Origin of the sequence: Grimontia sp. NTOU-MAR1, assembly GCF_035758505.1 — a bacterium.
GTDB classification, from domain to species: domain Bacteria; phylum Pseudomonadota; class Gammaproteobacteria; order Enterobacterales; family Vibrionaceae; genus Enterovibrio; species Enterovibrio marinus.
The window spans coordinates 601,001-620,369 of the sequence record NZ_CP142109.1; the positions used below are offsets into that span (position 1 = coordinate 601,001).

Annotated in this window: 17 protein-coding genes; 1 reads left to right on the plus strand and 16 read right to left on the minus strand. The window is 48.2% G+C overall.

Annotation, left to right across the window (positions count from 1 at the left end):
- Positions 1 to 46 precede the first annotated feature (46 nt).
- From VP504_RS20635 to VP504_RS20645, 3 genes are all read right to left on the minus strand, one after another.
- Positions 47 to 1,279, minus strand: a complete 1,233-nt coding sequence (locus VP504_RS20635) for an NAD(P)/FAD-dependent oxidoreductase (RefSeq protein ID WP_325895237.1) — start codon at positions 1,277 to 1,279, stop codon at positions 47 to 49.
- Positions 1,280 to 1,496: 217 nt separating this feature from the next.
- The gene (locus tag VP504_RS20640) at positions 1,497 to 1,685 is read right to left on the minus strand and encodes a DUF1289 domain-containing protein (protein WP_002540736.1); all 189 of its coding nucleotides are present in this window, start codon (positions 1,683 to 1,685) and stop codon (positions 1,497 to 1,499) included.
- Positions 1,686 to 1,697: 12 nt separating this feature from the next.
- Positions 1,698 to 2,135, minus strand: coding sequence for a hypothetical protein (locus tag VP504_RS20645; protein ID WP_325895238.1), 438 nt, complete (start codon positions 2,133 to 2,135; stop codon positions 1,698 to 1,700).
- A 314-nt stretch (positions 2,136 to 2,449) separates the two neighbouring features.
- On the opposite strand from VP504_RS20645, the gene VP504_RS20650 reads away from it, so the two are divergent.
- Complete coding sequence (locus VP504_RS20650) at positions 2,450 to 3,346, plus strand: Gfo/Idh/MocA family protein (RefSeq protein WP_325895239.1); 897 nt, start codon at positions 2,450 to 2,452, stop codon at positions 3,344 to 3,346.
- Positions 3,347 to 3,404: 58 nt separating this feature from the next.
- Here the strand turns inward: VP504_RS20650 and VP504_RS20655 are convergent, their stop codons facing one another.
- From VP504_RS20655 to VP504_RS20720, 13 genes are all read right to left on the minus strand, one after another.
- On the minus strand, positions 3,405 to 3,971 hold the full coding sequence (locus tag VP504_RS20655; protein ID WP_325895240.1) for an SMI1/KNR4 family protein: 567 nt from the start codon (positions 3,969 to 3,971) through the stop codon (positions 3,405 to 3,407).
- Between the two features lie 206 nt (positions 3,972 to 4,177).
- Positions 4,178 to 4,726 (minus strand): imm11 family protein, encoded by a 549-nt coding sequence (locus VP504_RS20665; RefSeq protein ID WP_325895241.1) that lies wholly within the window; start codon positions 4,724 to 4,726, stop codon positions 4,178 to 4,180.
- Entirely contained in the window at positions 4,727 to 8,560 is a 3,834-nt protein-coding gene (locus tag VP504_RS20670) for an RHS repeat-associated core domain-containing protein (protein WP_325895242.1), read from the minus strand. It abuts the gene before it with no gap.
- Complete coding sequence (locus tag VP504_RS20675; protein ID WP_325895243.1) at positions 8,561 to 9,556, minus strand: Rhs family protein; 996 nt, start codon at positions 9,554 to 9,556, stop codon at positions 8,561 to 8,563. It abuts the gene before it with no gap.
- The gene (locus VP504_RS20680) at positions 9,553 to 10,272 is read right to left on the minus strand and encodes a DUF4123 domain-containing protein (RefSeq protein ID WP_325895244.1); all 720 of its coding nucleotides are present in this window, start codon (positions 10,270 to 10,272) and stop codon (positions 9,553 to 9,555) included. Before VP504_RS20680 ends, VP504_RS20675 begins: the two co-directional genes overlap by 4 nt.
- A complete protein-coding gene (tssI, locus tag VP504_RS20685; protein WP_325895245.1) occupies positions 10,260 to 12,296 on the minus strand; it encodes a type VI secretion system Vgr family protein in 2,037 nt (678 codons plus the stop codon). The genes VP504_RS20680 and tssI (VP504_RS20685) overlap by 13 nt, the downstream gene beginning before the upstream one ends.
- Positions 12,297 to 12,444: 148 nt before the next feature.
- Positions 12,445 to 12,963, minus strand: coding sequence for an Hcp family type VI secretion system effector (locus VP504_RS20690; protein WP_062667983.1), 519 nt, complete (start codon positions 12,961 to 12,963; stop codon positions 12,445 to 12,447).
- A 322-nt stretch (positions 12,964 to 13,285) separates the two neighbouring features.
- Positions 13,286 to 13,570 carry a type VI secretion system PAAR protein gene (locus VP504_RS20695; RefSeq protein ID WP_325895246.1) on the minus strand — a complete coding sequence of 95 codons (285 nt, stop codon included), beginning with the start codon at positions 13,568 to 13,570 and terminating at the stop codon, positions 13,286 to 13,288.
- 21 nt (positions 13,571 to 13,591) lie between these two features.
- Positions 13,592 to 14,068, minus strand: coding sequence for a hypothetical protein (locus VP504_RS20700; RefSeq protein WP_325895247.1), 477 nt, complete (start codon positions 14,066 to 14,068; stop codon positions 13,592 to 13,594).
- Between the two features lie 53 nt (positions 14,069 to 14,121).
- On the minus strand, positions 14,122 to 14,883 hold the full coding sequence (locus VP504_RS20705) for a hypothetical protein (RefSeq protein WP_325895248.1): 762 nt from the start codon (positions 14,881 to 14,883) through the stop codon (positions 14,122 to 14,124).
- Positions 14,883 to 16,289: a hypothetical protein gene (locus VP504_RS20710; RefSeq protein ID WP_325895249.1), complete on the minus strand. Its 1,407-nt coding sequence runs from the start codon at positions 16,287 to 16,289 to the stop codon at positions 14,883 to 14,885. The genes VP504_RS20705 and VP504_RS20710 overlap by 1 nt, the downstream gene beginning before the upstream one ends.
- A complete protein-coding gene (tssI, locus tag VP504_RS20715; protein ID WP_325895250.1) occupies positions 16,286 to 18,394 on the minus strand; it encodes a type VI secretion system Vgr family protein in 2,109 nt (702 codons plus the stop codon). Before tssI (VP504_RS20715) ends, VP504_RS20710 begins: the two co-directional genes overlap by 4 nt.
- 148 nt (positions 18,395 to 18,542) lie before the next feature.
- Positions 18,543 to 19,061: an Hcp family type VI secretion system effector gene (locus tag VP504_RS20720; RefSeq protein ID WP_062667983.1), complete on the minus strand. Its 519-nt coding sequence runs from the start codon at positions 19,059 to 19,061 to the stop codon at positions 18,543 to 18,545.
- Between the last annotated feature and the right edge of the window lie 308 nt (positions 19,062 to 19,369).

The window sequence follows — 19,369 nt, forward strand, 5'->3', positions numbered from 1 at the left end:
TTTTGCACTTCTCAGTGAGAGTGGCTGGTTACAGTGTCACTAAATCTTAGGAGATATTGTGCTTGTAGAAAGGATTCAGTGATGCCTTTACACGCTTTAGAAGCACCAGTGCCGTGACGCGACCCCAACCAAATAGAATTTTCTGGTGAAGACGAAATATTGTGTCATACAGGTTGCGTACCAAGCGGCCACGAACGATCAATTTGTCGTTCATCAGGCTGCCTACCGCGTAGTCATGGCCAACCGCAATCACCATTCCGCCATCATTGAAAATAAATGGCTTCATCGCTTTACCTTTAAGCATACGAATAAGCTGGCGAGCTAAATGTTCTGCTGCCTGATTTGCTGCTTGCGCTCTTGGTGGTACAAAGCTGCCATCAGGCTGCAGGCATTCAGCGCTGTCACCGATAACAAAGATATTCTCATCCATCGAGGTACGGAGCGTTTGGTCAACTTTCAACTGGTTCAGGCGGTTTGTTTCCAATCCATCAAGTGTCGCAAGCCATGGTGCACACTTAATGCCTGCTGCCCATAATTGAAGGCTGGCAGTCAGAACTTCACCATTATCAGTGATGAGTTTCCCTTCTTCTGCGCGCGCTATACGCGTGTTTGTTTTAACGTTTACTCCGCTTTTAGTGAGTGCGTGCTGCACTTTCCGGGACATGCACTCAGGTCCAGCAGGCAATACCCGATCAGAGGCCTCAATAAGGGTGATTTTGAGCTCGGCATTTCTGCGGTAACGTTTTAGCTGGTTACTGAGTTTTGTAAGCTCGGCGGCCAATTCGACGCCTGTTGCTCCTGCGCCCACGATGGAGATTTGACGAGACTCATCGGCTTTCAGCAAAGGATTAATGCGATCCCATGCGCGCTGGGCTTGTTCTGCAGAGTCTAAAAACAGGCAGTGTTCGCTGACGCCTGCTGTTTTGAAGTCGTTACTTACTGCGCCAACCGCAATCACCAGATAGTCGTAATCAAGCGTCGATATCTGGCCATTGGCATCACGAATTTCAATCTGCTTGTCAGCGCGGCTAAGTGCAGACATTGAAGCTTGGACATATTGATAGCGATTGCAGAAGCTATGTTGGAGGTAGCTAACAGCATCCAATTCTTGGTCGAAGGTTCCGGCCGCGATTTCATGCAGACGAGGCTTCCAGTAATGGTGACTGGCAGGCTCAACCAAAACAACCTCATGTTCACGGCGACGCGCAAACTGTTTACCCAAACGAGTGACTAACTCCAGGCCTGCTGCACCACCACCTACTACAACGATTTTCGACATCGTTCTCTCCCAATACCAACACTCGGAGTGTTGTTGAATACGGTATGCCAGCCTTGTCATCAGGTTTCATAGGCTAGCGGAATGGGGCGCATTATATTGATGATGTGAAAATTGATAATCCAACACATTCGAAATTGATTATTACCAATAGGTAATAATTGCACTGGATCGGATTCAGGTTATTTGGGCATAGGAGAGCAGCACCAAGATGCGATCGTTATTTTCCTTCTTTAACTACTAACTTAGACATCCTTTTCTTCAGTTCTTTTTGAAGGGCATTTTTGTCGTAAGGCTTCATGCCTTTCCACTTTTGGCATTCCTCACGCGTACGACCACACCCCAAACACCACCCTTTGGGGCCAGAAAAATCACACACATCAATACAAGGACTTTGATTCCGCTTCATCGTTATCCTCCTTCAAAGCTCACTTAATGTCTGCTCAATACCGCCTTCAAGTTGTCGGAGACGGTTAAACTCTTCATACAGCTTTTGTTCGAGATTTTTGAAGTTGAGAGGCAGGTTGCGCTGACAAATGTGATAACCGCTCCCTATGGTTTGATAGCCTTTCCAGCGCTTGATTTTCTCACCTTCAAGTTCCAGAAATTTGCGGACAAATTCAGATTGTGAAGGGCAGTCTTCTTCTGCATGCATACAGATAGGAAACTCTTTCTGCTTTAACTGTGGCGCTTCAATGTAGGTTTCAAAGTGAATGCCGCCTTGAGCCTCATTGTGCCAACTTTCCTTATAAAGCTGCATGTACACGCCGCGGTTATAGATTTCCCAACCATCATCAAACCATGATGATTGCCGGAGCATTTTCTCGAGATTCCGGAAAATAGGTTTAATGTCTTTCATTCATATATCACTTGAAATACAGAGCCAACGCGAGCATGTAACATGCTTCTCTATGGTCTGGATTAGCATCCTAGCCAAACTGAATTGTTATGTTATAACGTAACTTATCAATGGCGCCAAATAGGTGTCAATAGGCGAGGAACAGCAAAAGCAGTGAGAACGAAATGGAGAACGTGAATATCGAAAATGTCTCTTTAGTGTGACGCGTCTGGAGTCTAAATCGGTGCAGAAATGATACCCTCCTAGCCGGGTTTTCAGCTTGCGATTGGCTCCGAATCAGCAAGCAATCTGCTTCAACAATGAAAGGGAAATGAATGAGAATTGCCGTTATCGGCTTGGGTGATATTGCCACTAAAGCCTACCTTCCTTTGCTCACCCGTATGCCAAATCTCGAGTTTATCTTTTGTACCCGCAACCCAGAAAAACTGGCAGCAGTCGCTGGCGAATATCGCATTGCGGAAACCTGCCGTGATTATCGCGAGTTGCTTAAGATAAATATCGATGGCGTGATGATCCACACCAGCAGTGAAACACATGCCGCTATTGCCACGTTCTTTATGGAACAGGGTACTCCCGTTTTCGTTGATAAGCCTGCCACGCTGAATTTTGCCGACTACCAAAAGCTTCATGATTTGTCAGAGCAAAAATCTGTTCCCTTGTTTGTTGGTTTTAACCGTCGCTACATTCCACTTTGGAACACGCTGATGGGCCGAGCTGATCTGCGAACTTTCACTTGGCACAAACATCGACTCAATCTGACGGGCAAAGCTCAGGATTTCATTTTCGATGACATGATCCACGTGATTGACTCGCTCAATATCCATGGAAATATTGACCAGCAAGACATTCAGGTGGTTTGCCAGAAAGCAGGCGATGAAATCGCCATGATCAACCTCTCCTGGGAAGAAAATGGCATTCTATTCAATGGCCAAATGAACCGCCAGTTTGGCAAAACCTGCGAGTCAGTGTCGTTGGCCTTTGAAAACGAAGCTTATCAATTTAACGGCTTCCTGAAAGGCGAGAAATTCGAAAACGGCGTCACCCAAACTGTCGAGCTGCCCGATTGGATAGATACTCTGGAAACCAAGGGCTTTAAAGCTATGTTGGAAGACTGGGTGAGTGCGGTGGAATCAGGCCGAATAAATGAGAAAGCTAAGCAACGAAATCTGTCGACCCATGCGTTTTGTGAGTGGTTGTTGGGGGCTTGTTAAAAACGCAAGTATGCCTACATCGAGCAGTGCCAAAGTAGTTAACTAGGTATGAAAAAAGTTACTGATATTGCTTAAGCTCCGAAATTATATTTAGAAAAAGCTGTTTTAAGTTAGGCCAAGCTAAGTCGCCTCTATATTCCGGGTCATCCGCATACTTATAGTCATATACAACTACAGCACTTTCGTTTGTATGAAAACCTCGTACGTCTAGGCAAACTGGGCCTGCGTCATTTTCGTCATATGCGAACGGGAACAAGTCTAACGATTTAAATTTTTCGTTATAAAGATTCACATACTCCATAAACTCAAAAAGAGGATTATCACAAGGGGTTTGAGGAAGGCGAACAGAAAAATCTGTCATTAGAAGACATTTATAAGTCAGGTACTCTGAAAGAAGGAGCGGAAGTTTGAAACCTAATCCGTCCTCTATGGCTTGTATGTCCTCGCTGGTGACAGGGCTGCCAATAGGTTTCCATTCACACCATCCATCATCGTCAACATTGCCAATACGCATGTCTGCAGGCACATTTAATGCGTATCCATCTCCAGATGTTCCAAGAAATGTGTCGACTAGCTCTTTAACTATTAGGAAGGCTTCTTCCTTTTGCTTTGACCCTGATTCCATGTTTACTATTCGAATCTCTTATGCAAGACCTTTTGCTTGAACAGATCTTTTTTGAATATATTGAGATGTTCTACAACGTAAACGTCGGCACGGTTCCAACGATCAAATGTCACCTCTAGAGCATGAAAAACGCTTAGAAGACAGGCTGGAAAGTGTCTACTGAGTCGGTAGCTATTCAGTTGATAAGGTTGTAGTGACTCTTTTGATTACCAAGGACGCCAGTCTTCAGGCGCGAAAAATTTAACGCCACCAATATTTTCGTTTGCTATGGCTGCTGCTACTTCCTCACGTACAAGTAATATATAGTCATCAACGTCCAAGAAGCAGACATTTGAGGAAGCATCATTATCCATTAGACGCAAAGAAGATATGTCCTCAATCTCTCCATCAAACTCCTCATAGACTGAATTGTCACGGTCCAGGATATCTTCGCTGACCACAACGTTAGCGAAGTAATAGCCGTTATATACTTCGCCTCTCAACTTAACGCTGACAGAGAGGAACTCAACATCATTAGTGAAGCGTTCCAGGAGCTGTTTAACTCGTTCATTTACGATAAGAAGTGGGCCACATTTGAACGTGTCGCATGGTGGTTTTTCATCGATAATGTTAATGGTGACATCTTCGGGCCAAACTGCACTTAAACGCTTGCGCGATAGGACTTTTACTCCAGATAACTTCGCGGCGTTTTCCAGCTCCGCCGCTGTGAAATTGCTCTCACTATCAGTCTTTTGCGTCCATACTTTGTAACTCATTTACTTTGGGCTCCAATTGGGATCAGTAGCTTGTAACCTTACCTGATTATTTTCTAACGCAACTCTTATTCTATCTTCTATTTTGCCTATTTCACCAAGCAACTGGTCATCATCTATCTTTCCTGAGTCATAGCGCCTTTGGAGTCTATCCAATTCTTTTTCGACAAAAGCATCGGCAGAGCCTTCGTGTCTGCTACTAAGGTGTCTTCCACGGTGGAGGGGAAGTCCAGTTTCTTTTGCCATATCAACATCGGTAGGGAGTGCTATACCATTGTTCCCGTTGTTGATGTTATATCCCATATCTGACGCTTTGTGCATAACGGGGTAGTTTTTGGCAATGTGAATACTAATTTGATGGTGGCCTGCATGCCTTGCAGGTACACCGCCAACAATTTCATCGTTAAGCACTAACCCTTGGTCTCGCTCCAAAGAGCCAGATTTTATAGGAGGTTTTCCAATACACTTACAAGTTCCTTCAACAACCGTCAACCCCAACGGATCCACCCAACCTGTTGGGTTCGGTGCATACTGGTAATTGTTTAACCCCCCCGCTAAACCGATGGGGTCTGCTGTAACAAACCGTCCAGTGTTTGGGCTGTAGTAACGGTGTCGGTTGTAGTGAAGGCCTGTTTCTTCGTCAAAATACTGCCCCTGAAAACGCAGTGGGCTGGAGATCTCTTCAACGTGTTTTCTCAACACATTGCCGTAAGCGCGGTACTGCACCGACCAGACTGACCTTCCCTGATTGTCGGTAATATCAGTTGGCGTACCGATTTGGTCTAGGTGGTAGTGGTAAGCCTGACAATCCACTCCCTCACCCGACAGCATTGCCAATGGTTTGAAGGTGCCGGGCTCATAGATGTAGGTCTGGTAACGGTCTTTGCTGGTTTCGGCAATCAGGGTATCGCCTTGCCAGACAAACTCAGTAGCTTTCACATTGCCAAGCTTGTTCGTTACGCGCTTTTCAATGCGTCGACCAAACGCATCATACTTGTAGGTGGCGAACGAACCGTCCGGCAATGTGGCTTTGGTTAAGCGGTGCTGGCAGTCGTATTCATACTGTGTGACTAGGCTTTGCTCTTTGCCGCGTTTTTCAACGATTAGTCGGCCAAATTCGTCGTATTCATAGTGACTGTCGCCGTGGAATTTGAGTTGATTACCTTCAACATCGAATGGCTTAGTGCCTGCCTTAGCGCCAATGACTTGATCAAGCAGGTTACCTGCAGGGTCATGGGCGAACGACTCTTCCACCACGCCTCGTGTTTTCTTGAGTCGTGACAACGGGTCATAGTCGTAATAAACCGTACCAAATCGGCTGTCGGCCATCTCGCTCAGGTTGCCATCAGCACCATAGAGATATTGACGGGATTGTGTTTGTCGTCCGTTTTGGTGCTGGGTATGAGCAGTCAGTCGCCCTTGCTCGTCATGCTGAAAGCGGCTGAGAATGTCCCCTTGTTTGCGGGCGGTTTCCAAACCATTTTGATAGTGGTGACGGGTCAGTTGCTCATCGTTGAGCATGATACGGCCCAGCACGCCGCCGGCAGAGCGTTCAAAGCTGAGCTTATTGGCATCAGGCAATTGCCAGTGGGAGAGATTGCCAACACTATCGTACTCGAAGAAGTTCGATGCCCAGCTTTGGTGTTCCTCGGTGAGCCTGCCAAGTAAATCATATTGCCAGATAAGGGGCGTCTCCCCATCATCAACACCAATCAACTGTCCGTAAGCGTCGTGGCTGTAGGCGACCTCTTGTCCATCAGGCAGGATTTTCTTGGTTAGCCTGCCCATGGCGTCACGCTCAAAAACAGTTTCCAGCTCGGTACCGTGAGTGCCGGTCTCAGTTTTCTTCAGTAGTTTACCGTTGAGGTCATATTCATAGGCGAAGCAACGGCCATCAAAGGTCGTTTCACTGCGAACGAGACCGTTGGCGAAATAATCGATGTGATAGGTTTCGTTGCGCTCATTGATGATGGCGGTGACGAAGTTTTTGGCGTTTTCGTACTGGTAATGAAGGGTAGAGCCGTCAGGTTGGATGACCTGACTAACAAGGTCGGTGTTTGGGTGATATTCGTACTGGGTTTTCAACCCGTTTTCATCAACAACACGGGTTGCCTTGCCGTAAGCATTGTATTCAAAGTGCTTAGATTGTCCGGAAGGGAGCTTCACCTTGCTCAGTCTGTCAGCATTGTCCCACTCATATTGAGTGACAGCGCCAATGGCCGACTTTTCAACAATGATGCGACCGAAAATATCGTAGCGATAGGAAGCTTGAGAACCATCGTGATAGGTTTCGCCAATCAGCATCCCCAGTCGGTTCCAAGCCAATTTATGCTTGCTGCCGTCCGGGTAGGCGATTTCGGTTAACTGGCCTTGTTCGTTGTATCGGTAGAAGGTGTCTTGGCCAAGTGGATCCCGTTTTTCGGTGATATCTCCTTGCGCGTTGTATTTGTAGCGCCAGTTTCGCTTGCCTTGAATGACCCGGCGAAGGTTGCCTCGCCAGTATTGGTATTCAATCACCTCATCATCAGGTAGAACGGTCAGCACGCGCTGTTGAAAGTCGTTGTAGACATGGCGGGTTTCGTTGCCAAGCGGGTCGACAGTGAGGACTAAATCGCCATTTTCATTGAATTCATTTTTTGTAACGGCGCCATCAGGATCTGTCTGCGCTACCAGCTTGGCATTTTCATCATGTTGATAGGCGGCTGTGCTGCCGTCTGAATAGGTGATTTCGACGGCATTGGACGCCTCATCCCATTCGAATTTGGTGTCGTAACCTGTGTTACTCCAGTGATGGACACAGCGAACTTCTTTTCCTTCACCTTCCCACTGCCAGCCGAACTCGACGCCACCAGCCATTTTGCGCAGCGAGATGACGTTGAACTCGTCATATTGATAATGCTCGCCTTCGCCTGCGGTGTTAAGGGCTTCAATGAGTTGCTGGTTTTCGTTGTAGTGATAGGTGAAGCTGGTGCGCTCTGTTATCCACTCCTTCTTTGAGCCGTCTGTTTTCAGCGTGCGGAACTCAATCGCTGAAATGAGGCCGTTTTGATACACAAACCAAAGCGCAATACCATGTTCGTTGATAACGGCTTGAGGTCGTTGATAGCCATCGTATTCGATCGTTAAGCGGTTATTGTATTTGTCTGATAAACCCGTTAGCTGAGCAGTATTCCCTTTGCGGGTGAAGTGATGAAAGGGTTGCCCGTTTTGCGCCAAAACATATTCATTCTCTTTTTCACCGAGGAATACTGCTGCACCTGCGAGGTCGTTATAGATTTCAGGGCGTGACTTTGTAGGCTCTGGAAGTTGGGTGCGTTTGCCCTCTGCATCTTTCCAGAACAATTTGCCCGCTTCGAAGATCAGAGATTGGCTGAGAGGGTGACTCCAGCCATATCCCAAACCCGAATTGAGCTCACAACTTGATGTTTTGTAGGTTCGGGTAAACGTGTAAGGCAAAGCTCCGGGAAGCGTGACATCGCTAAGTTGAAGGGTTTCCTCACCCGTTACCATGGATACGGGACAGCCTTCGGACACATCCTTACCAGCACCTTGTGTTGCGTCGCCTTTCTCGGTGGTGCTTTTGTTGTTATCGATATCCCGAGGTTTTTCAGAAGTGATATGCGAACTTTGGGTCGCAGAGCGTTTCTCCGAAGTCGCGCCGTCTAGGTTTTTCCCCTCGACACTCTGGGTGGCTTTAGCCCTGGCGTTGAGCTTTCCATTGCCATGCTGGGTGACCTTTTTTAGTGTGTCGATGTTATCCACTGCGTCCACTTTGGTGATATCAACGACTTCTTTGATTTTCTTCACGGCCTTGACGGCGCGTCCTTTCCTGCTCATTTACGCACCTACCATGGTTGCGGTGCCCGCAACATCTCTGAGTCGATTGATATTTCTTAAAACTGCGCCGCCGGGGATAACAATACTGAGGACAACCTCAACCAGAATGGAGGCGAGAGATACAGACACCAGAGTAAGGATCTGTAGTGGGCTAAGAATTTTAAACCAAGAGATGACTGCGTTGAGACACAAGAAGCAGCGCGCTTCATCTTTTATCAGCGTCAGCATTCTTTCTGCTTCTTCTTTGGCTGAGGCCAGCTTCTCTGCAATCAACTCTGGATTTTCCAAATATTTGGAGAGTTTTTTCGCTAGTTCTGTCGGGTTGGCGAGTAGCTTGAATAAATCCGCAATTTCATCCCAGGCATCAACAACAGCATCCAGCATATTGTCGAGAAACTTCCCGACTTCGTCCCAGACATCAATAGGATCGTTAAGATAGATTTGCCATTCGCTACGCTGCGTTTTCCATTCTTTATCCAACCAAGCAGTGAGCTTGTTGATTGTTGGGTCATAGGAATCGAGCATGGTTTTGATGTCACTTTCGCTCACCTCGGGATAAAAGGTGATACGGACAGGTTTACCCCGATATTTAGGGTCTAGCGTGACCTCAGCGGTGCCGTCGCTACCGATTGTGCCGGACACTGCTGGGCCATCAGGTTCGTATGAATCGATAAATATCCCATCATCGAATTTGACCGGTTGTACCTTAAATGGAGTACCTGTGATGGGAACAAAGGCTTCTGCTTCAAAGCAATGAACAAGAGTGATCTTTCCATCAAGTGGGCAGGTGATGATATCGGCTTCTATTTCAGAATCGTCTGTATCTGCAGACTGCTCGTTATCATTGACGATAACCTTCTGTTCCATTTCCAGCGCCCACCCATAAAACCAGTTCTCTGAGTGTTTGCGGTATTCATCAATCGAGGTCTCGAAATCCGATTTAATCTTGCTGAACATGTTATCGACGTCAGCCATCGTCATTACGTTACTGCTCACCGATACACCTCTTTATCCAATGCATTTTTGATGTAACTGTTTAACGTGCCGAATTCTTCTTTATACCGCTCAACCAAGCGTTTGACCTTGGCTTCGATTGTTTTTTCGGGGAAAGAGAAGTAGATATCGGCATGATTTTCTCTAAGCCATTTAATGCTGTTGGCAATGAGAACGGATTTGTCATCTTCGCTGAGTTTTCTAACGACATCACCAGGCACTTCCCACCAAGGAAAAGGCTTCTCCTCCACTGAAGAAGTAGGCCAAGAATTTATTACTGTACGTTGTTTTGATACCCATTTTTCGCAGGGTCCCATCACTTGCGCGCGCTGTTCGTTGTCACAGAAGTTCGCCAGATCGATACTGAATCTCGGGTCATAGAAACGGAAAAAGGCATGGTTACCAGAGGGCATCCACACCAGAGTGAGACTCCGAAAGTGCTGGAAAATATCCGGCAGGAGAAGGGCACTGGCGACAAGAATACCCCAGTCCTCGTTGGCTTCCTGTTCAGTCCAAGTAATGAAGTTCGGCAGGTGTGAAACGTCAGCGATGTAGGGCATTATTTCATGCCACTCTGCGTAAGGGGTTCCGCTCCACAGTGGTTTGGCGTCATTGCCGCCAAAGCGATAGAAATCTGCCAACGCTTTGTCATCGCAGGTTCCATTGAATATGGCATACCAATGAAGAGGAGCCTCTGTCTCTTGGGCTAGATCTTGCATTGGCCATCCTTACATTTTTCACACTCCTCGCAGAATGGCGCTGCGGACTTCATGGTGGCGATTTGTGCAGGTGTCAGCATAGGGAGTGGGTTCTCTGGCTTAGGTGGCAGTTGCCCTGGCAATGTGGGTGCTGCACCGCCGTATCCACTTCCGCTTCCTGCTGCGCCTCCTGCATTTAGATCAACAACGGGACCAGATATATGTACCCCTGAAGTATCAACAGTGACGAAACAGCCCCCAGCTTTTAGCGTGATCTGGCTACCTGCTTCAATCACCAACTTAGCACCGGACTTTTGGTGTATTTCATTGCCTGCATCGACAAGTTGCCCTGTGCCTTGTTTGATGTGGATCTTGTTGTCACTGATGACTGTTTTGTCACCTTTTACATGCTCTTTAGATTGCCCATCGACCGTCAGGTGGTCATCCACCTTGATATGCTGGAACCTTTCATTCTCCACATCCAGGTGGAGGTCGTGTTTGATGTTGTCCTTACGGTCATTCTCGACCAGCAGGTTCATGTCCTTCTGGGCATGGACATAGATTTCTTCCTGTCCCGCCTGGTCCTCAAAGCGAAGCTCATTAAAACCTTCCCCCTGATGGGTTTCGGTTCTGAGTACCGTGCGTGTTTTGTTAGCGGGCAGCGGGTAGGGAGGCACATTGGTGGTGTGATACGTACGCCCGGTGACAATCGGCTGGTCCGGGTCGCCTTCAAGGAAAGACACAATCACCTCATGACCGATGCGGGGAATGGCCATCATGCCATACTGACCACCTGCCCAACCCTGAGAGACCCGTACCCAACAACTGGAGGCATCATCACTGTTGCCATAACGGTCCCAGGGGAACTGCACCTTCACCCGGCCATGTTCATCACAGAAGATTTCCTCACCATCGGGACCGGTGACAATCGCGATTTGCGGGCCGTGGACACAAGGCTTGGGTTGCGGTGTCGGACGCCATGGCCGGTGAGCAGGAATCACTGAAAAGGTATTGTGGAAGGTGGTCATGCCCTCACCGCCAGCCTCTTCCAGTGCCTGAGGTTGAGTGCCTTCACAATGGGTAGAGACCACCACCCAGTCGCGGTTCGTGGCGTCATCCGGATGGTCAACCAGGTCAAACAGCATGCCCGGCTGAACCTGCGGGACATTGCTTTGTGCCGTCGCCGTGATGGCATCACGTCTTAAATGCTCAAGGCGGTACTGGGTAAAGGGCTTCCCTGAGGCATCACTCTTATAGCGCCCCGGGTAGTCATAATGTTCATACGTACCACGCTGGAAGGCCATTTCCGTGCCGGCGTGTTCATGTAAAAAGCCATAGGCCGGCTTTTTAAAACTGTAATCTTTCAGCTGTGCGGAAGACGGTCTTGCCTGCGCCGAATACTGCCAGCCTTTAACAAAACTCTCTTTAGATATCCCACCCACATTCACGTTATAAGGCAGCGTAAGGCCTGAGGCAGACAGGGTCTGGGTATCATCCGAGAACAGCACCGTGTGCTTGTCTTTACTGTGCAGGAAGCAATAGAAAATGCCTTCTTCCGCCGCAATACGTTCCAGGAATTCGAGGTCCGTTTCCCGGTACTGGACACAATACTCACGGGTCTGCGGAGTCGCGGATAAAGAAAACGCATAATCATCAATACCCATCTCCTGCAGGAGGATACTCATGATTTCCGGGGCAGACTGCTGCTGGAAGATACGGCTGTTCTGACGCAGGGACAGTCTGGCGAGCGATGGCACCATCTCCAGTGCATAACGGGTGTGATGGAAACCCGTATCACCCCGTGAGAACCGTCGGACAATCCCGTGGAAGCGTTGCTTGAGCTCACCGTCCTGCCAAATGACCAAAGTGACATTGCGGTCCACCGTGTCATTTTCAGACACTGTTTCATGGCGGCTGGCCAGCTTGATATCAAAACAGAAAGGGGCCGAGAGATGGGCATCACCCTGAAAGTCGACCACCACAAAGGTGTCGTCAGGCAAGCCTTCGACATGAAGAGTAAATTGGAGACCGCTTTCCGTAGCCATAGAGATACCCAGCAAGAACTATCCAGTGCTTCTGAGAGACTTCAGAAGCTTCATCAGACGTCGCTGTCTGACGACAAAACCCGCCACGGAGGCGGGTGGGGTCAGAAAGGCCTGCTTCACAAAGAAACAAGCCTTCTGCCAAGAAGCCTTAAGCTTCGATAGGCGCACGCCAGTCATCCGCACCGGAAGTACCGGCAACTGTGTGCTCCCAGTCAATCTTGCGGTACGCGACAGACACAGTCACCAGCTGGGTGAACTCTTTCTTCTGTGCGTCCTGACAGTGAGGCATGTTGCAATCGATATCGATGATGGTGCCGTCAGTGAGGATGGTAGAGAAGAAGTGCTCCTGCTTGCCTTCAACAGAGGTGCGGTACCACTTGAGCTCAATCTTCGGCAGCATCTCGCCAGACGCGAGTGCGTTGTACATCAGGGGCACGGCTTTGTTCAGTGCCACAGTGAATTTGAATGGCTTATGAACACGTTGGCCTGACGGCTGACCGCTTTGAGGGTCAGTCGGTACAGTCACGATGTGGTCAAAGGCTTGCACCAGCATCTCGTCTTCGTGGCCTTCCACATAGATGTTACCGACAGAGTCAGCGGTGAAGGCACCGGCGGTGATGTTGCCCTGGGTTTTGCCTTCGATGGCGATATAACAAGGAGTTGGCATCTTAATTTCCCTATAAAAATTCGGAGGAGGTTGTTTACTACGTGGGAACTAACGCAAGGGGTGTGCCAGTGATGGAATTTAATGAAAACAGTGACTTAAATCAATCATGAAAAGGAGAGAGCAAGGTATTGCCTGTGGGGTGGGCGAAAAGTTGCTCAGCGAGCAAGATTTGGCCGGATTGATCAGGTGGGGTTGAAGTGAAATAGGAATCTGTCGGGGCTAGGTATTTGAATTGTTGAAGGATGATGCCGCCCAATATATCAAGAGATCAGGCGGTTAGATCGGAAGGTAAACCCAGATAGGAGAAACAAATATAATAGGTTTAGCCGACGTTTACTGTGCCACCACCTATAACCACGCCGCCGCAGCTTACTGGGTCTCCCGTTCTTGCTACGGGTTTTCCATCAGCAAAAACCGTCGCTGATCCTGCTGCAATACTGCGACCATGTGGAGGATGTTTGGGCTTGTCATGAGGCGCCAGCGGATCACCCAATCTGCAAACTGGGATACCATCAATTTTAACTGTGCCTGAGCCCGCGGTTGTTGGCGTTGGTGGGAACCCATCGTGATCTGTTCCTGTGTCACCCAGTCGAACTGCATTTCCCATGACTTATTCCTTATTAAATTCTTAGTTTTTAACCAAAGGGACAATACCCAACAGCCTGCTAAAGAAGAAAATCTTACTTTCAGCGAGCTTAATCTCTGTTTCCGAAGCACAGAGTATCTGGCGGATCTTGTATTTCGGCGTGAGCGTGATAATGGCTTTTTGGTTCTGATCATCAACAAATTTCAGTACGGATTTACCGGATGCCGTCACCTCGGCGACATCAGCACCGGCGGGTGAAGCAGCTTTTTCGATTAACGCGAGGTCTTTAGAGGGTGTCACTAGACATTTCGCATCATTTAGCTTGGAGCTACCCATCATAAGATATTCCGCAAACTCTGCTCTTTCAGTCCTATCCATTTCTTTCGCGAGGTAGATGTCTCCATCATTTCCGATAGCGAGCTTACCGCTGAACTCACCCACGACATATTTTTGAGACGTCGATGAGTCGGCAGGTGTGGAGTAGCTTCCCTCTAACGATGCACAGGCCTTAATAGGCATTGAGATACATGTGAGTCCTAATGCGACTAATAGGGAACTTCTTTGAGTGATCATCATTCGCTACCCAATGTATTGTTCTTTCCCCATTTCTTAATAAACGCTGTCATGGGGTATATGTAGACCATACCAGCTGTTGTCAGGGGGAGAATCGCAAAAAAAATGATGATCGCGTGAGATGAAACCTCAGGAGAACTAGGCTGTAGTATTTCAACTAAGGCAAGAAGTACAAAGCCTGCACTTGCTCCAAACAATAGAGCGGCAATACACAGTGAGAACAGTATGGATTTGAATATTTTTAAAAAAAGTGATGCGATGGCGTTGGTTGGGGCTCGAAATGAGTGAAATACTCCAGCAGAGATAGTTTCAGTACCGTTTGCATAGTCATTAGTGAACATGCCTGCTCGTGTCATCTTCTGGTTTAGGATTTCGGTGCTGAAATAGTATTTTCCAGAAAGAAAAGCGGTTACACCAGAGATTAGACAAGTCGAAGCCATAACTAAATAAGGTGTTCCTGGGAGTGATTCGATGAAAAAAAGAGGAAGCAAGCTCATAGACAAGTAGACGCGCAACAATACCTTCCTTAATGTTGAAGCCCAGTATCTTATTGGATTACTGTCTTTGTCATTTCGACCAGCAAGGTGGAAATAAAAAAATACAAAAATTAACAGTACTACGAAAATGCTCTGAAATAAGAACTTCTCGCTGTTTACTGCGTACAGGCTCAATGTAAGCGACAAGCATAAAATTGAAATGAAGATTGAAATAAAACTCGCCACATTGACGGCTTTTTTCCCAGTGTTGAGCATAGTTACCACTAAAATCTACCTCCAAGACCTCTACCACCCAAACCTCTCATCCAAGCATCCAGTTGATCAAGTGAATCGCTGCAGAATAGAGCACAATAGCCATTCGGGTCGTTTTCTCTCAAAGACGATTTAAAGTCTTGTTCCCATCGATCTACCATACCTTCAAGGTCTTCAAACGAAAAGCTGAGTAGGCTATCAATGATATCAACAAAGCCTCGACCTATCTTGCGGGCACCTTCTTTTATACCCAGTTGGGTATCAAGGAAATCTAGCCCAACTCCAACGACAATCGCTACAGCAGCACCAACTGCAACTACGGCAAGAACCGGTGCGCCAGCAACGGCCGCTAAAAATGCACTTGCTGCAAGCAGACCGACAAAGCCCGCAGCCCAAACTTTCACAAATGTCACGCCTAGCATGCCAAGGAGACCTCCCCAATTCTTCTCCGGGTCATCATCTTTCATGAAAGCGTGGACATCAAATGCTGCTGCTATGGCAAAGCCGACAAAATTACCAGATTTTAGTGGCATACTTCCTGCCACGGCTGATTTGGAAGCGCTGCTAACATTACCATCGATAATATCTTTAGCTATCTCGGAATAACTTGATATATATGTCATCTTTTTGTTTTTTACGCCATACATTACGGCTGTAAGGAAAGTGCGAGAACGATGGTTTCCCTTGAACACAATCGCTGGTTTTCCACCCCATGAGGAAATGTTCTTTATTGCAAACTTTCCTTGAAATATAACCTCTTTCAGAAAGTCTCTTGCAGCTTTAATACCGAACTCTTTGCCGTGACTAACCGTTTGTCTGATAGCTACAGCTAATTCGTTTCCCACTGTGGCTACCGAATTCTGCAGAAATGACTCCTTTAGCCAAGAAATTTGGCCATCTGTCAATGTGCCAACACTATAGATACCCTCATCGCTAATAGCTTGTATATGAGGGGCGCTAGGAATAACTGAAATAAGGTCAATTTCTGTATTTCCAAGTGCATTGTCGGGCAACAATATTCTTGCGTCGAGTGGTGGTGTGTCAGGAGAAAAGGGTACTCTTGGGTTTGGTTCTGGCGCTATGTTTTTTGGTTGACCAACAACTAAACCTCCGCGAAGCTCGGCTGGAGATGTAAGCAACGAAGAGTCAATATCTTCTATAAGTGTTGTTTTCTCGCCGTTGACTTCTATTTCAAGTTTTCCTGTGGTGCCCGCAAGGCTATTGTCTAGCAACGTTGGCCTGTCTGAGGTTTGAGGAAGTGGAGGGGAGGCTTGGCCGTTAACATAATACTTAACATCCAAGTTACCATCACCGGTGTTTTCGAGCCAAAACTGATTACCCATCGGGGCTCGAACGACTAATGGTTCTGAATCACTGGAAGGTGTGGTGTTCCCTTCACTGGCTAATCTCCAATTCATCCTTCATCTCTCAAGTAAACTTTAAAGGGTTGTGGTTCTTCGCCAGACTCAACGAAGTAAGCAATGCCATTTTTGTCAGATTGACCCTCAAAGGCAGTTCCGTCAGCGAGTTCGATTCGATAATCAACAAATGGAACAGGTTCTTCAGACTTGTCGTGAAGTATCATGACCCGTCGATTAAATGCGCGTTGTTCGTTTGGCAGCATAGGTTTGAGTCCCCTAAACCCGCTACCACTTCCCGCACTTCCCCCTGAGTTGAGGTTCACGACAGGGCCTGAAATATGAACCCCAGCAGGGTCCAGTTTTACAAAGCCAGCGGCGGTTTTGACGGTAATTTCAGTACCTGCTTCGATGATGACTTTGTCGCCCGCTTTGTGGTGAATTTCAGTGCCTGCTTCAAGCAGTTGTTTCTTCCCTTGCTTGATGTGCAGTGAGGTATCGACTGTCAGGCTGATATCACCTTTCACATGCTCTTTGGATTGCCCATCGACCGTTAAATGATCGTCAGCTTTGATGTGTTGGAACCTTTCATTCTCTACATCCAGGTGGAGGTCGTGTTTGATGTTGTCCTTACGGTCATTCTCGACCAGCAGGTTCATGTCCTTCTGGGCATGGACATAAATTTCTTCCTGTCCCGCCTGGTCCTCAAAGCGAAGCTCATTAAAACCTTCGCCCTGATGGGTTTCGGTTCTGAGTACCGTACGCGTCTTGTTGGCGGGCAGCGGGTAGGGAGGCACATTGGTGGTGTGATACGTACGCCCGGTGACAATCGGCTGGTCCGGGTCGCCTTCAAGGAAAGACACAATCACCTCATGACCGATGCGGGGAATGGCCATCATGCCATACTGACCGCCCGCCCAGCCCTGAGAAACACGTACCCAACAGCTGGAGGCATCATCACTGTTGCCATAACGGTCCCAGGGGAACTGCACCTTCACCCTGCCATGTTCATCACAGAAGATTTCCTCACCATCGGGGCCGGTAACAATCGCAATTTGCGGGCCATGGACACAAGGTTTCGGCTGTGGCGTCGGACGCCAAGGCCGGTGAGCAGGAATGACCGAAAAAGTATTGTGGAAGGTGGTCATGCCCTCACCGCCGGCCTCTTCCAGCGCCTGAGGCTGGGTGCCTTCACAATGGGCAGAGACCACCACCCAGTCGCGGTTCGTGGCGTCATCCGGATGGTCAACCAGGTCAAACAGCATGCCCGGCTGAACCTGCGGGACATTGCTTTGTGCCGTCGCCGTGATGGCATCACTTCTTAAATGCTCAAGGCGGTACTGGGTAAAGGGCTTCCCTGAGGCATCACTCTTATAGCGCCCTGGGTAGTCATAATGTTCATACGTACCACGCTGGAAGGCCATTTCCGTGCCGGCGTGTTCATGTAAAAAGCCATAGGCCGGCTTTTTAAAACTGTAATCTTTCAGCTGTGCGGAAGACGGTCTTGCCTGCGCCGAATACTGCCAGCCTTTAACAAAACTCTCTTTAGATATCCCACCCACATTCACGTTATAAGGCAGCGCAAGGCCTGAGGCAGACAGGGTCTGGGTATCATCCGAGAACAGCACCGTGTGCTTGTCTTTACTGTGCAGGAAGCAATAGAAAATGCCTTCTTCCGCCGCTATACGTTCTAAGAACTCAAGGTCCGTCTCGCGGTACTGGACACAATACTCACGGGTCTTAGGTTTACCGGAGAGCGAGAACGCATAATCATCAATGCCCATCTCCTGCAAGAGAATGCTCATGATTTCCGGGGCAGACTGCTGCTGGAAAATACGGCTGTTCTGACGAAGGGACAGTCTGGCAAGGGACGGCACCATCTCCAGTGCATAACGGGTGTGATGGAAACCCGTATCACCCCGTGAGAACCGTCGGACAATCCCGTGGAAGCGTTGCTTGAGCTCCCCGTCATGCCAAATGACCAAAGTGACATTACGGTCCACCGTGTCATTTTCAGACACTGTTTCATGGCGGCTGGCCAGCTTGATATCAAAACAGAAAGGGGCCGAGAGATGGGCATCACCCTGAAAGTCGACCACCACAAAGGTGTCGTCAGGCAAGCCTTCGACATGAAGAGTAAATTGGAGACCGCTTTCCGTAGCCATAGAGATACCCAGCAAGAACTATCCAGTGCTTCTGAGAGACTTCAGAAGCTTCATCAGACGTCGCTGTCTGACGACAAAACCCGCCACGGAGGCGGGTGGGGTCAGAAAGGCCTGCTTCACAAAGAAACACGCCTTCTGCCAAGAAGCCTTAAGCTTCGATAGGCGCACGCCAGTCATCCGCACCGGAAGTACCGGCAACTGTGTGCTCCCAGTCAATCTTGCGGTACGCGACAGACACAGTCACCAGCTGGGTGAACTCTTTCTTCTGTGCGTCCTGACAGTGAGGCATGTTGCAATCGATATCGATGATGGTGCCGTCAGTGAGGATGGTAGAGAAGAAGTGCTCCTGCTTGCCTTCAACAGAGGTGCGGTACCACTTGAGCTCAATCTTCGGCAGCATCTCGCCGGAGGCTAGAGCGTTGTACATCAGGGGCACGGCTTTGTTCAGTGCCACAGTGAATTTGAATGGCTTATGAACACGTTGGCCTGACGGCTGACCGCTTTGAGGGTCAGTCGGTACAGTCACGATGTGGTCAAAGGCTTGCACCAGCATCTCGTCTTCGTGGCCTTCCACATAGATGTTACCGACAGAGTCAGCGGTGAAGGCACCGGCGGTGATATTGCCCTGAGTTTTGCCTTCGATGGCGATATAACAAGGAGTTGGCATTGTCATTTCCCTATAAAAAATTCGGAAGAGGTTGTTTACTACGTGGGAACTAACGCAAGGGGTGTGCCAGTGATGGAATTTAATGAAAACAGTGACTTAAATCAATCATGAAAAGGAGAGAGCAAGGTATTGCCTGTGGGGTGGGCGAAAAGTTGCTCAGCGAGCAAGATTTGGCCGACGCCGAGGTGGGAATTTAACCAGCGTATAGACTTAAAAGAAAATGATTCAGGAAAAGGTTCATGTGCGCTGACGAATTAGAGCAATATCATACCTTCTTTACCACCCCGATACTGGCAATGAGACAGGCC